14 protein-coding genes and 3 tRNA genes are annotated in these 13,670 nt (G+C 34.7%); 12 read left to right on the forward strand and 5 right to left on the reverse strand.

Features of this window, described 5'->3' with window-relative positions; translation table 11 throughout:
• Positions 1 to 30: 30 nt before the first annotated feature.
• Complete coding sequence (locus tag SD960_RS12395; RefSeq protein ID WP_318803506.1) at positions 31 to 1,209, reverse strand: acetyl-CoA C-acyltransferase; 1,179 nt, start codon at positions 1,207 to 1,209, stop codon at positions 31 to 33.
• Between the two features lie 249 nt (positions 1,210 to 1,458).
• Between SD960_RS12395 and SD960_RS12400 the strand changes: the two genes are divergently transcribed.
• The 4 genes from SD960_RS12400 to SD960_RS12415 all read left to right on the forward strand — a co-directional run bounded on the left by SD960_RS12400 (position 1,459) and on the right by SD960_RS12415 (position 2,648).
• Positions 1,459 to 1,542: transfer RNA gene (locus tag SD960_RS12400), tRNA-Ser, on the forward strand.
• 15 nt (positions 1,543 to 1,557) lie between these two features.
• Positions 1,558 to 1,632, forward strand: a tRNA-Pro gene (locus tag SD960_RS12405).
• 34 nt (positions 1,633 to 1,666) lie between these two features.
• Positions 1,667 to 1,740, forward strand: a tRNA-Arg gene (locus SD960_RS12410).
• Positions 1,741 to 1,892: 152 nt separating this feature from the next.
• Positions 1,893 to 2,648: a Fic family protein gene (locus SD960_RS12415; RefSeq protein ID WP_318803508.1), complete on the forward strand. Its 756-nt coding sequence runs from the start codon at positions 1,893 to 1,895 to the stop codon at positions 2,646 to 2,648.
• 91 nt (positions 2,649 to 2,739) lie between these two features.
• On the opposite strand, the gene SD960_RS12420 is transcribed toward SD960_RS12415, so the two are convergent.
• From SD960_RS12420 to SD960_RS12430, 3 genes are all read right to left on the reverse strand, one after another.
• Positions 2,740 to 3,636, reverse strand: coding sequence for a helix-turn-helix domain-containing protein (locus SD960_RS12420; protein WP_318803509.1), 897 nt, complete (start codon positions 3,634 to 3,636; stop codon positions 2,740 to 2,742).
• Positions 3,637 to 3,686: 50 nt separating this feature from the next.
• The gene (locus SD960_RS12425; protein WP_318803511.1) at positions 3,687 to 3,977 is read right to left on the reverse strand and encodes a putative quinol monooxygenase; all 291 of its coding nucleotides are present in this window, start codon (positions 3,975 to 3,977) and stop codon (positions 3,687 to 3,689) included.
• A gap of 91 nt (positions 3,978 to 4,068) precedes the next feature.
• A complete protein-coding gene (locus tag SD960_RS12430) occupies positions 4,069 to 4,857 on the reverse strand; it encodes an SDR family oxidoreductase (protein WP_318803512.1) in 789 nt (262 codons plus the stop codon).
• Between the two features lie 188 nt (positions 4,858 to 5,045).
• On the opposite strand from SD960_RS12430, the gene SD960_RS12435 reads away from it, so the two are divergent.
• The 3 genes from SD960_RS12435 to SD960_RS12445 all read left to right on the forward strand — a co-directional run bounded on the left by SD960_RS12435 (position 5,046) and on the right by SD960_RS12445 (position 8,154).
• On the forward strand, positions 5,046 to 6,029 hold the full coding sequence (locus SD960_RS12435; protein WP_318803513.1) for an AraC family transcriptional regulator: 984 nt from the start codon (positions 5,046 to 5,048) through the stop codon (positions 6,027 to 6,029).
• 122 nt (positions 6,030 to 6,151) lie between these two features.
• Positions 6,152 to 7,225: an alkene reductase gene (locus tag SD960_RS12440; protein ID WP_318803514.1), complete on the forward strand. Its 1,074-nt coding sequence runs from the start codon at positions 6,152 to 6,154 to the stop codon at positions 7,223 to 7,225.
• On the forward strand, positions 7,225 to 8,154 hold the full coding sequence (locus tag SD960_RS12445) for an NADP-dependent oxidoreductase (RefSeq protein ID WP_318803515.1): 930 nt from the start codon (positions 7,225 to 7,227) through the stop codon (positions 8,152 to 8,154). Before SD960_RS12440 ends, SD960_RS12445 begins: the two co-directional genes overlap by 1 nt.
• 79 nt (positions 8,155 to 8,233) lie before the next feature.
• Here SD960_RS12445 and SD960_RS12450 read toward each other — a convergent pair whose 3' ends face one another.
• Complete coding sequence (locus SD960_RS12450; protein ID WP_318803516.1) at positions 8,234 to 8,521, reverse strand: TIGR03643 family protein; 288 nt, start codon at positions 8,519 to 8,521, stop codon at positions 8,234 to 8,236.
• Between the two features lie 132 nt (positions 8,522 to 8,653).
• Between SD960_RS12450 and SD960_RS12455 the strand changes: the two genes are divergently transcribed.
• The 5 genes from SD960_RS12455 to SD960_RS12475 all read left to right on the forward strand — a co-directional run bounded on the left by SD960_RS12455 (position 8,654) and on the right by SD960_RS12475 (position 13,501).
• Complete coding sequence (locus SD960_RS12455; RefSeq protein ID WP_318803519.1) at positions 8,654 to 9,337, forward strand: SDR family oxidoreductase; 684 nt, start codon at positions 8,654 to 8,656, stop codon at positions 9,335 to 9,337.
• A gap of 10 nt (positions 9,338 to 9,347) precedes the next feature.
• Positions 9,348 to 10,766 (forward strand): SDR family oxidoreductase, encoded by a 1,419-nt coding sequence (locus tag SD960_RS12460; RefSeq protein WP_318803520.1) that lies wholly within the window; start codon positions 9,348 to 9,350, stop codon positions 10,764 to 10,766.
• 207 nt (positions 10,767 to 10,973) lie between these two features.
• Positions 10,974 to 11,564 (forward strand): TetR/AcrR family transcriptional regulator, encoded by a 591-nt coding sequence (locus tag SD960_RS12465; protein WP_318803521.1) that lies wholly within the window; start codon positions 10,974 to 10,976, stop codon positions 11,562 to 11,564.
• Positions 11,565 to 11,709: 145 nt separating this feature from the next.
• On the forward strand, positions 11,710 to 12,477 hold the full coding sequence (locus SD960_RS12470; protein WP_318803522.1) for an SDR family oxidoreductase: 768 nt from the start codon (positions 11,710 to 11,712) through the stop codon (positions 12,475 to 12,477).
• Positions 12,478 to 12,499: 22 nt separating this feature from the next.
• Positions 12,500 to 13,501, forward strand: coding sequence for an NADP-dependent oxidoreductase (locus tag SD960_RS12475; protein ID WP_318803523.1), 1,002 nt, complete (start codon positions 12,500 to 12,502; stop codon positions 13,499 to 13,501).
• Positions 13,502 to 13,670 lie beyond the last annotated feature (169 nt).

Consider the following 13,670-nt stretch of genomic DNA (forward strand, 5'->3'; position numbering starts at 1 on the left):
TTAATAAACAACTCCTAATTCAATATTTGTTTAAGCTCTTTCGATAACAATTGCCGAAGCACCACCACCGCCATTGCAAATTGCAGCAGCTCCGGTTTTGGCATTATTTTGTTCTAAAACATTCAGTAAAGTTACGATGATTCTTGCTCCTGAACATCCAAGAGGATGACCTAGTGAAACAGCACCACCATTTACGTTTACTTTTTCGTTATCTAAATTAAGGATTTTTGAATTGGCCAAACCAACAACAGCAAATGCCTCGTTGAATTCGAAATAATCAACATCGCCAATTGAAACTCCTGCTTTGTCTAATGCTTTTGGTAATGCTTTTGCAGGACTTGTTGTAAACCATTTTGGCTCTTGCGCAGCATCTGCATATCCTTTTATGTAAGCTAAAGGTTTTAATCCTAATGCATTTGCTTTTTCTTCAGACATTAAAACCAAAGCGGCAGCTCCGTCATTTATTGTTGAAGCATTTGCAGCAGTAACTGTTCCGTCTTTTGTGAAAACGGCACTTAATGAAGGGATTTTATCTAATTTGACATTAGTATATTCTTCATCTTTTGAAAAGATCACGGGCTCGCCACGTCTTTGCGGAACTTCTACAGGAACAATTTCGTTATCGAATTTTCCGGCATCCCAGGCTTTTGCACTTCTTTCATAAGATTGAATGGCATAATTGTCTTGTTCTTCACGGGTGATTTTGTATTCAGATGCACATAAATCAGCGCAAACTCCCATTGCGTTGTTATCGTAAGCATCTGTCAACCCATCTTTTTGCATTCCGTCCAGCATTGTTGCAGGACCAAATTTGTTCCCGTTACGCATTTGCACGTAATGCGGAATCAAACTCATGTTTTCCATTCCTCCGGCTACGACAATTTCGGCGTCTCCACAAGCAATAGCCTGTGCTGCAAACATTACAGCTTTCATTCCGGATGCACAAACTTTGTTTACAGTTGTAGCGGCAACTTCTTCAGATAAACCGGCAAAAAGCGCAGCCTGACGTGCTGGCGCCTGACCAACTCCGGCTTGTACTACGTTGCCCATGAATACTTCATCAACTAATTTTGGGTCAAGGTTAATTTTTTGAAGTGCGCCTTTTATAGCGGCAGCACCTAATTTTGGTGCGGGTACGGTAGATAAACCTCCCATGAAACTTCCGATAGGTGTTCTAACGGCAGAAACGATAACAACTCTTTTGTTCATTTTCTGTTAATATTAGTTAATCTAGCAAATTTACGGTTTATTTAAATAATTTCAAATTTTGTATCAATTTGTATGAGTTTCATTGGTTTTTAAATTTAATATCAATTTTTTGTTAATTCTATTTGTTTGATTGTGAAGAGGTTTAAAAAAAAGATTGAAAAAAGATTAAAAAAAGCGCAGAAATAGTTGTGAGATATGGAATGTTGTCTTACATTTGCAACCGCAAAACAGGACACGTTCCTTGAGCTTGGAGAGGTGCCAGAGCGGTAATGGAGCAGATTGCTAATCTGTCGACGGGTAACCGTCGCCAGGGTTCGAGTCCCTGTCTCTCCGCTTAATTTTTGCCTTCGGGGTGTAGCGTAGCCCGGTTATCGCGCCTGCTTTGGGAGCAGGAGGCCGCAGGTTCGAATCCTGCCACCCCGACTTTTTTTAAGTGTTCTTAAAAAAAACTTATTTTGGTTCCATAGCTCAGCTGGATAGAGCAACGCACTTCTAATGCGTAGGTCGAAGGTTCGAATCCTTCTGGGATCACATCAAAAGCCACTCATTTGAGTGGCTTTTTTGTTTTGTATACACTCTATAATCAATTCAGAAAAAATGTAATTAATATTTTTATAATTACACATCCACATATTGATTTTAGAATTGTATTTTTATACTGAACTTTTCTAAAATCATCATAAATGGAGTCTCTAATAACAAAATATAAAAGCCTAGGAATTAGCGATGTATTGCATTATGAGAAATTCAATTTAATATCTATCAGTCATCATTCAACAAAAATAGAAGGATCTACTTTAACCGAATTAGAAACTCAAATTTTGCTTGACGACGGTTTAACTCCAAAAGGAAAACCTGTAAACGATACTTTGATGGTTACAGATCATTTTAAGGCATTGCATTTTATTATTGGTAAAGCAAGAAATAAAACACTTGTGAGTGTCGAATTAATTAAAGAAATTAATTCTTATGTAATGAAAAGTACAGGAGGAATTTACAATACTATTCTTGGTGAAGTTGATGCAAGTAAAGGCATGTTTAGAAAAGGAAATGTTACAGCTGGCAGTTCTTATTTTCCAAATTATGATAAGGTAGAAAGATTAACAAATGAGTTAGTGATGTCTATCAACAAACAAATTAATAGTGATTTATCGGTAGATGAAAAATTAAATCTATCTTTTGATTCGCATTTTAATCTTGTAAGTATTCATCCATTTTACGATGGAAACGGCCGAACTTCGCGTTTGCTTATGAATTATATTCAGGCTTTTTATGGCCTGCCTTTAGGAATTGTTAATAGTGAGGATAAACAGGAATATATTCAGGCGTTAATTGATACAAGAGAAAAAGAGGATATTGGGATTTTTAGGAATTTCATGAAAAATCAGTATGAAACACATCTCTCAAATGAAATAAAGAAATTTGAAAATAGCTTTTGATTTTGAGTTTATTTTTCTGTTCTTCGGATAAAAAAATAGTCAAATCGAGTGGCTTTTTTGTTTCTAATAAAATCAAAGAAGATTTCCCTCATTAATTCAAAAATTGTTCACGGTATTCTGTTGGCGTTAATCCAACTTCTTTTTTGAATAATCTGGAGAAATAAGGAGGATTCTCAAAACCTAGCTGATAGGCTGTTTCGGCTATTGTATTGTCTGTACTTACCAACAGATTTTTGGCTTCAGTAACCAGAGAAATATGGATGTGTTCCAAAGCTGTTTTGCCAGTTTCCTGCTTCAGTAAATCGCTTAGATATCTGGCAGATAAAGATAATTTTGATGCCATATATTTTACGGTTGGCAATCCTTCTTTTTGAAGTTTTCCACTTTCGAAATAAAACTTTAGAATCTCTGTAAACCTGGTGATTATTGTTCCCGATATTGAGGTTCTGTTTAAGAATTGTCGTTTATAATAGCGTTGCGAATATTTTAGGATTGAGTCAATATGAGTCAGCATGATATCTTTACTAAAATCATCCTGATTGTTGTAATATTCCAGTTTTATTTTATGAAACAAATCCCAGATGGTTTCTTCTTCCTTAGGAGATAAGTGCAAAGCTTCATTTACTTCATAATCAAAAAAGCCATATTTTTTTATTTCCGAATAAAGATTGGTATTCATTAAAAAATCTTCATCAATATAAATCATAAAGCCTTTTTCTGTTAGCTCAATATCGCTCATTGTAATTTTCTGACCCGGTTTTACAAATGCCATCGAACCATTGTCGTGATCGTATTTGGTTTTTCCGTATAAAATTGTTCCTGACTTTACTTTCTTTAAAGCTATTTTATAAAAGTCCATCGTAAATTCTGTTTCAACAAACGTGCAGCCTTTTAACTCTTCAAAAGTTACTAAACCAAGCAAAGGATTTTCAGGGGGAGGAAATCCATTGGAAATATAGAGTTCACTTATCGTTTTGTAATTTTTCATGCTTTACAGTTTTATACATTATAAATCTACGTTTAAAAGTTTATCATTACTCAAATTTCTTCAAGATAAGTTACTTCCGGGGCGTCCGTCAGTTTTCCATTCAAAAATGCAAAAAAGCTTTTCACGTAATGCTGCTCAAGATGCCAGTCATAAGTTTGTTTTGAGGTATAAACAGCAAAAATTACGAGTATATTTGGTTCATCCGTTTTTCTCATCAATATGAAATTTTCGCATCCTTCTTCAAGCAGGATTTGATTTCTGGTTTCGATGGCCAATGGAAGTGCTTCATTAATAAATTGAGAATCTATTTTAAGGGCGGCGTTTGTTATTATTTTTTTCATTTTTATTGTTTTAATATAAAATTGGAATGCTAAACAATCTTAAACATTCCAACTGTACATTTAGTAATTTGTGTTTGTTTGTCAGAATTATTTATTTAATACTTTTTAGTATCGAGTTTTCGAACATTTTTGGTGCATAATGCTGTAGAAAAACGATCATACCGGACATTTTACCCACCGGATTACTGAATTTAGGTTCTTTTGTGCCAATTAGTTTAGTGATAATTTTAGCCACTGCATCCGGAGATTCTGCTTCGTCTAAACCTTTTTGAGTAGCAGCATTGACAAGTTCTCTGTAGGTATTATAATCTGCGATATTTCCTGTTGAAGAAATGGCATTATGCCCTAAATTCGTTTTAAACCATACAGGCTCTACAACACTAACTTTAATATTAAACTGATTCAACTCAAAACGCAATGATTTAAAATATCCTTCGACAGCATGTTTCGAAGCAGAATAGTACGATAAATTTGGTGGGCCAATCAACCCAACAATCGAGCTTACGGTAATGATTTTCCCAAATTTTTGTTTTCTGAAAAAAGGTATAATTGCATTTGTAACTTTGACTGTTCCCCAAAAGTTGGTTTCAAATTGTTTTCTGGCTACATCAATAGGTGTTTCTTCTGCAATACCCGTTATCATAAAACCGGCATTGTTTACTAAAACATCCAGTTGTTTGGTTTCTTTAGAGAGTTTTTCTTTAAATTCATTTATAGAATTATCGTCGTCAATATCCAAACGCATTAATTTAAACGGAACTTTGTATTTTTCCGGTTCGCGACTTGTTCCAATTATGTTAAACCCTTTTTTGTGAAGGTCATTAGCCAGCATCAATCCAAAACCTGAAGATGCTCCTGTGATTAAAATTGTTTTGCTCATTTTATTCTTTATATGATTAATAATGAGGCAAATTTAGAACACGGGTCATCGTTAGTACTTATACAAAAGTGGGAAGACGTGATACATTTTTACAATTTGGTTTTTACTAATCACTCCAATTATAAAATGAGTTTATAAAGAGTAAAATATAATTATTTACAGTAATTTAGTATTCTCTATAGCTTCCTATGATTTTTGAATTTACAGCAGCACCGGGTTTTGACTTTATAACTTTGTTTTCAAAACAAATAAATGTTCCTGTGCGAGATAATGTATTGCAAATTCCTGAAAGTCTGGGAGAAGGTTATGTGCGTAAGGTTGGGTTTGGAGATGATTTTAAATTAACGATTCATCGGTATATATTAAAGGAAGACTTAATTCTTAAACGCAATCCGGCTGTAAAAGCCAATAATGTGCGAACTATTTTCTTTTATAATAATAAAGAAGATCTTGAAGTTAAATGTAATAACGAGGAAAATATCCCATTTTTTCAAAAGAATGATTCTTCTATAATTCTTTCTACAAATGATTTGCGAACAGAAATTCGTTTTCCAGCCGGAAGCAATATTCAGTATGTTGTAGTGGGTATTACTGCCAGCAGATTGCATTCCGTTTTATCTATAGAAAAGCCTAACACTACAATACAAACCATTACTGCCGAAGATGCTTCTTTTCTTTTTTTCGAAAATCTGGATCCTGAAATGCAGCTGCTTCTTAAAAATATTGTATCAGTCGATATGAATAATTCTATGAATAATTTTTATGTACAAATTAAAGTACAGGAATTAATGTATTTGCTTTTTAGTAAATTATCGCTTAGGGAGAACACGACTTTTAAGAATATAAATAGTAACGATGCACAAAAACTTCTAATCATTCGCAACGAAATACTGAACGATCTTAGTACTCCGCCGGTTTTAAGTGAATTAGCTATAATTGCTTCAATGAGCGAAACGAAACTCAAGCAACTCTTCAAACAGACATTTGGAGATACCATTTATAATTATTATCAGAAAGCAAGGATGGAAGAAGCGGCTTTTCTGTTAAAACAAGCCAAACATTCCGTTTCTGAAGTTGGTTACGAGTTGGGATTTTCAAATCTTAGTCATTTCAGCAGATTATTTGAGAAGCAATACGGCATTACACCCAAAAAGTTTTCTTATACTATATAAGTATCCTTTTCATCTTCGATATTAAAAATGCAACTGTCGGATAGGACTATTCTTGTGTCTTTTTTGGTTATTTTACCCATATATTAACTTCTAAATTTGTTCCTATAATTAAATAGAACAAAATGAAAAAGTTACTTACGCCTTTTGAGAAAGGCTTCATAAAATTTAAAAATCATTTGGTAATGGCGCCGATGACCCGAAGCAGAGCTATAGACAATCTTCCAAATGAACTCATGGCAAACTATTATGCACAACGCTCTGGTGCTGGTTTGATTATTACCGAAGGTACTTCGCCAAGTCCCGAAGGATTGGGATATCCGCGTATTCCCGGAATTTATTCTGAAGTGCAGGTTGCAGGCTGGAAAAAAGTTACAGAAGCCGTGCATCAAAACGGATCAAAAATTTTTCTGCAGTTAATGCATACCGGGCGTATCGCTCATGTTGCCAATCTGCCAAACGGAATTCAGCCCGTAGGACCTTCGGATATTAAGGCGGCAGGTGAAATTTTTACTGATTCTTTGGGTATGCAGGAACATTCCGTTCCGGTGGCTCTTAGTTTAGATGGGATAACGCGTGTTATTGAAGATTTTGTAAATGCTTCTAAAAACGCAATTCTTGCCGGTTTTGATGGTGTAGAACTTCATGGTGCCAATGGGTATTTGCTGGAACAATTTTTAAATCCAAATGTAAATAACAGGACAGATCTTTACGGTGGCAATCTTATCAACAGAAGCCGACTTGTTTTAGAAATTTCTGAAGCAATTGCAGCAGCAATCGGTCCGGATAAAGTTGGAATTCGTTTTTCTCCGTTTTCTCAATTAAGTGATCAGGCATCGTATGATACAGAAGAAGTGCATCAAACCTATACTTATCTAAGCAGTGAACTGGATAAATTAGGAATCGCGTACATTCATCTTTCTACCAATCCTGAAATTCCGGAAAAAACATATAAAGCAATCCGTGCCGTATTTACCAATACAATCATAATTTGTAATGGACTTACAGCAGAAACAGCCGAAGAAAAACTATTGGACAATTCTGCAGATCTTGTTGCCTTTGGGCGCGGATTTCTAGCTAATCCCGATTTTGTAAAACGTATTGAAAAAAATCTTTCGCTCAACGATGTAGACTTCGGCACATTATATTCTCCGGGTGAAACAGGTTATACAGATTATCCACTTTATACTTCAAAATAATGAAAGCAATTCAATACAAAGATTACGGAAGTTCAGCTGTGATTGAACTGGTTGAGGTTTCGACACCATCAATTCAAAACGAAAATGATGTTTTAATTCAGGTTAAAGCAGTAGGCGTGAACCCAATAGATATGAAAATACGAATGGGATTAATGAAAGAAATCCGTCCTGTGGAGATGCCGTTTATACCAGGTGGTGAAGCTGCAGGAATAATTGTTGCCGTTGGCGGGGGCGTATCAAAATTTAAAGTTGGAGATGAGGTTATTGCTCTTACCTGGAAAAACGCTTACGCAGAATATGCAACGGCAAACGAAAATTTTGTTTTGCTGAAACCGGAAGGCTTGTCTTTTGAAGAAGGAGCTTCAATAGTTGTTAATATTGGCACATCTCAATCGGTTTTATTTGCAGAAGGGGAATTAGAAAAAGGTCAAAAAGTTTTAATTCAGGGCGGTGCTGGTGCAGTTGGCGGTGCTATGGTTCAAATGGCAAAAGCAGCCGGTGCATACGTTATTGCAACAGCCTCTGGAAATGGTGTGGCATTGGCAAAAAGCCTTGGTGCTGACGAAGTGATCGATTATAAATTGCAGGACGTTTCAGGTATTGCAAAAGATGTTGATTTAGTTGCAGATACAGCCGGAGGAGAAGCGCAGATAAAACTTTTTCAGGTTTTAAAACCTGGTGGAAAACTTTTGAGTATCGCTATGCCGACATCGCAAGAGCTGGCAGAACAATACAATGTAAAAGCTTCTTTTGTGGTTTCGGACATCTCTGCCAAGACTTTACAAAATGGAATTGATTTGATAAAAGCGGGGAAATTCCAAACAATTGTTTCTAAAACATTTAAGCTTGAAGACGCCGCAATAGCTCAGGATTTTTTAACGGCTGGCGGTGTAAACGGCAAAGTTGTACTTCTTGCAGATCAGGAATAAAATAAATAATTTTGAGATTAAGCCATTCTAACGAGTGGCTTTTTTGTTTTATATCAGATGAATGTTTCTGTTTTATTAATTACCTCTTAGAAATTTTATTATTAGAAATCGCACGTTGTAAATTGCATTTAAATCGATTAATACCCGGAACGCGCGTCGCTAAATGTTTTGTTTTACAGTTCTCTACACGTTTGCGCCATAATTTGTAACTGCTAAATTTTAATTCTTTTTTCATTAAAACTTTTACATCAGCTTCAGATAAATTAAACTGAAATTTTATGGCATCGAAAGTTGTTTTGTCCTCCCAGGCCATTTCGATAATGCGGTCCAATTCTATGGCAGAGAAATTATATTTTTCCTTTTTCATGAGACTTTTCATTTTAAAGGCTAAGGTAATTAAAATATATTTTTGTTTAGTATTTTTTAAAAATCATTAAACAATTTAGTATCTTTAAATGGGTAAAATGTTGTTTTTTTAAATTGGAAAATCATTCAAGCGATGAATAAAATTTTAATTATTGGAGGAAGTAAAGGAATAGGTAACGCTATTTTACAACAGCAGCTCGAAAATAATCAGGTATATAATATCAGCAGAAGCAGTCCTGAAGTTTCTCATCCTAATTTAGTTCATTTTTCTATAGATGTACTGCAGGATGAATTGCCGGATATTGATGCTATAGATTCCTTAATTTATTGTCCGGGGTCAATTAATCTTAAACCCATTTTAAACTTAAGTATTGACGACTTTAGAAATGATTTTGAAATTAATGTCATTGGAGCTGTAAAGGTTATTCAGAAGTATTTGCCGGCTTTAAAAAAGGCAAAAAAGCCCTCTATTGTATTATTCAGTACCGTTGCTGCAAAATTAGGAATGCCATTTCATGCCAGTATAGCAACTGCTAAAGCTGGAGTAGAAGGACTTGTGAAATCGCTTGGCGCAGAACTTGCAAGTGTTGTGCGCATCAACGCGATTGCGCCCACGATTACCGAAACGTCTTTGTCTGCATCGATTTTGCGAAATGACCGAATGAAGGAAAACATGATAGAAAGGCATCCGATGAAAAATTATCTAAAGCCGGAAGAAGTCGCGCACATGGCGAATTATCTGATTTCTGAAAATGCAGGATCCATTTCCGGGCAAGTTTTCGAGATGGATTACGGATTGGTAAGTTTTAAATTATAAAAAAAAAATCATGAAAATTCTCTTAACAGGCGCAACGGGTTATATCGGTAAAAGACTTTTGCCGCTGCTCATCGATCAGGGGCATGATGTTATTTGTTGCGTAAGGGATAAAAACAGGTTTTATTTTCCTGAGACAGTCGCACAGAATGTACAGGTTATCGAGGTCGATTTTCTAAATCCGGAATCGCTCGCTAATATTCCTTTAGATATTGATGCTGCCTATTATTTAATTCATTCGATGTCTGGCGCAGCAGCCAATTACAATGAACTCGAAAGTATTTCGGCGAATTATTTTGTCGAAAGAATGAACGAAACAACGGCTAAACAAATCATCTATTTAAGCGGAATTGTAAATGACAAATCTTTATCTAAACATTTATCTTCGAGAAAAGCCGTAGAAGATGTTCTGATGGCAGGAACAATTCCGTCTACGACTTTAAGAGCCGGAATAATCGTCGGATCCGGAAGTGCTTCTTTTGAAATAATTCGGGATTTGGTTGACAAACTGCCTGTAATGATTACCCCTAAATGGCTCAATACCAAATGCCAGCCCATTGCTATTACGGATGTTTTAGAATTTTTGACAAAATCATTACTGAATCCGGCAACGTATAATCAGAGTTTTGATATTGGAGGGCCGGATGTACTGACTTATAAAGAAATGCTGCTTCAATTTGCAGAAGCAAAAAAACTGAAAAGATATATTTTTACAATTCCGGTCATGACACCAAAATTATCTTCATACTGGCTTTATTTTGTTACATCAACTTCTTTTAAACTGGCATCGGCATTGGTTAGCAGCATGAAAGTAGAAGTCGTTTGCAAGGATAATAGAATTAATAATCTTTTAAACGTAAAACCCATAAGCTACAAACAGGCACTCGACAGGGCTTTGATCAAAATAAATGAAGATAATATTGTTTCGAGCTGGAAGGATTCTTTAATAAGCGGAAGATTTAAAGGAAATCTGGCACATTATCTAAAAGTTCCTAAAAAAGACTGTTTTATAGACCGAAGAAAAAGAGAAATTTTAGATCGGGAATTTACAATTGAAAAAATCTGGTCGATTGGCGGAGAAACAGGCTGGTATTATGCAGACTGGCTTTGGAGTATGCGCGGCTTTATGGATAAAATTTTTGGCGGAGTAGGAGCAAGAAGAGGAAGAACGCATAAAAAAACGATTTTTCCTGGTGATGTTTTAGATTTTTGGAGAGTTGTTTACGCTGATAAAAAACAGGGAAAACTGATTTTATATGCCGAAATGAAATTACCCGGTGAAGCCTGGCTTGAATTTAAAATCATTCACAATACTTTGTATCAGGCTGCGACTTTTAGACCTCAGGGAATATGGGGAAAATTATATTGGTATTCGGTTTTGCCTTTTCACGGTTTTATTTTTAATGGAATGATTAACAAATTGATTCGCTAAATATTTATTTGGAAAAATTCAAAAAGACATCATTACAAATGAAGTCTTTTTGAATTTGTTTAGTTTGTAATTTGAATTAAACAGTAACTACAATTTTGCCAAATTGCTGATTGGACCTGTAATTAGATATAAAAACAAAATATTTCAATATTTCTGTATTTTAAAATATACTTTTTAGTATATTTGTCGTCTAATTTAAAAAGTACCATGCTTACAAAGGCAGAAAGAACCAAACAATTTATACTTGAAACTGCAATACCTCTTTATAATGAGAAAGGTATTTCGGGAGTTAATATTGATGATATCCTTGAAGCTACAAAACTTACGAAGGGATGTTTGTATGGACATTTTGAAAACAAAGAAGATTTGTCTGCACAAGTAATTGACTTATCGCTTAAGATGGTTTCTGAGAAAATCAGGGCCGCAGTTTATAAAGGAAAAACGATAAAAGGTAAAATATTTGCATTTTTAGATTTTTATAAAAACCCTATTGAAACGTATGTTTCCGGTGGATGTCCGATATTCAATACAGCTGTAGAAGCAGATGATAATTATCCTTTTATAAAAGAAAAAGTGGCTAAAGTAGTCAGAATTGGCCAGCAGGAATTAACAGCATTGCTTCAGGAAGGAATCAATAATGGTGAGTTTTCCAAATCTCTTGATCCTGTTGTTTTTGCTTTCAAATTAGTAGCTTCTGTAGAAGGCGGGATTGTAATGTGCCGGGTTATGGATACCGCAAAACCAATGCAAGGACTGATTAAAAGCTTAAAGTCTGAATTGGAACAATACGTCATCTAAATTTTTTTTATTTTAAAATAAACTAAAAAGTATATTTTAAAATAAACTAAAAAGTCTAAAATGAAATGATTTATTAAATAAAAAACAATAGAAAATTCAAAAAATATATAATGAAAACAACTAAACTCTTTAAATAAACCAGACAATGAATATAAAAGGTAAAACGATATTGATTACCGGTGGAGGCTCCGGAATTGGTTTAGAATCTGCAAAACAATTTTTAGAACAAGGGGCCAAAGTCATCATTACGGGTAGAAATCAGGCAAAATTAGAGGCTGCAAAAAAGCTGCTTCCATCAATAACTATTATAAAAAGTGATGTCGAAAATCAGGAAGATGCCATTGCACTTTTTGATCAGGTAGTTTCTTTGGGCGGGATCGATATTTTATATAATAATGCTGGGGTGGGAAGTCCGGCACTTAATCTGGGAATTGCAAATGACCAAATTTTGAACAATGCGATTTACGAAATGAATATTAATTATTTTGGTGTTATAAGGTTAAACAACCTTTTTATAGAAATGCTGAAATCAAGAAAAGAAGCGGCTATCATCAATACAACTTCTATTTTGAGCATTGTACCTGCTTTAGAAGAACCAACTTATGCAGCAACAAAAACAGCTTTAAGTTTTTATACCAGAACTCTTAGAAAAAATTTAGAAATTTTAGGCAGCAAAGTAAAAGTATTTGAACTGCTTCCGCCTGTTGTGGCAACAGAAATGACAGCGAACAGAAATGATAAAAAAATGACCCCGGAACAGTTGGTAAAAGAGCTTATTTCGGGAATTAAAAAAGATAAGTTCACGATTAGGGTAGGCGATGCAAAATTACTTAATATAGTAAACAGGTTTTTTCCGCAATTGGCTTTCAATTTAGTAAATCCTAAAAAGATTTACGCAAGCCTGAAACAATAACTAAAATTCTAAAATTTATAAAATGAAAGCATTTGTAATTAATAAATATAGTAAAAACGGAAGTTTACAGCTTGCCGAAGTGAATGTTCCGGAAGTAAAAGACCAGGATGTTTTGGTTGCTATACACGCAGCAGGGGTTAATCTTTTGGATTCTAAAATAAAAACGGGAGAGTTTAAACTCATTTTGCCTTATAAGCTTCCGTTAATTTTAGGACATGATGTTGCTGGTGTCATCACTAAAGTCGGAAAAAATGTAACAAAGTTTAAAGTTGGTGATGAGGTGTATGCCAGAGTAAGAGATCAACGCATTGGTACTTTTGCCGAATTTATTGCCATAAATGAAGCGGATGCCGCACTTAAACCTAAAAATCTTTCTATGGAAGAAGCAGCATCTATTCCGTTAGTAGCGCTAACGGCTTGGCAGGTTTTGGTTGAAAAAGCAAAAATCCAAAAAGGACAAAAAGCATTTATTCAGGCAGGTTCCGGAGGTGTTGGAACAATTGCAATTCAGCTAGCAAAACATTTTGGGGCTACAGTTGCTACAACAGCAAGTGCCAAAAGTTTTGATTTACTTGAAAAACTTGGAGCTGATATTGTTATTGATTATAAGAATAGCGATTTTGAAAACAGGCTGAGTAATTATGATGCTGTATTGAATAGCCAAGATCCAAAAACGCTTGAAAAATCGTTACGAATACTAAAATCAGGCGGAAAACTAATTTCTATTTCAGGGCCGCCAACTCCGGATTTTGCCAAAGAAATCAAAGCGCCCTGGTTTGTAAAAATAATTCTTTCTTTAATAAGCTCAGGCATTCGCAAAAAAGCAAAGGCTAAAAATGTGGATTATTCTTTTTTATGGATGAAAGCTGATGGCGAACAGTTAAATGAAATTACCAAACTTATTGAGGCCGGAATAATTGAACCAATTTTAGATAAAGTTTTTCCTTTTGACAAAACAAACGAAGCATTGTCTTACGTAGAAAGCGGACGTGCGAAGGGAAAAGTAATTATTAGAATAAAATAATCTTCTTATAAAATGTCACTTATTTTCAATTTGAAATGAGCATCTAACTTACAGAATAGTTATAAATGAGATTTTTTGATTTCATTCATTGAGGCCCTATAATGTATTTTAAAAGAGAATCAATTATGATTTAATTCGGAAATGGGATTTAACTGATTTAAACCAAAAC

Origin of the sequence: Flavobacterium sp. MMLR14_040, assembly GCF_033657265.1 — a bacterium.
In the GTDB taxonomy this organism is placed as follows: domain Bacteria; phylum Bacteroidota; class Bacteroidia; order Flavobacteriales; family Flavobacteriaceae; genus Flavobacterium.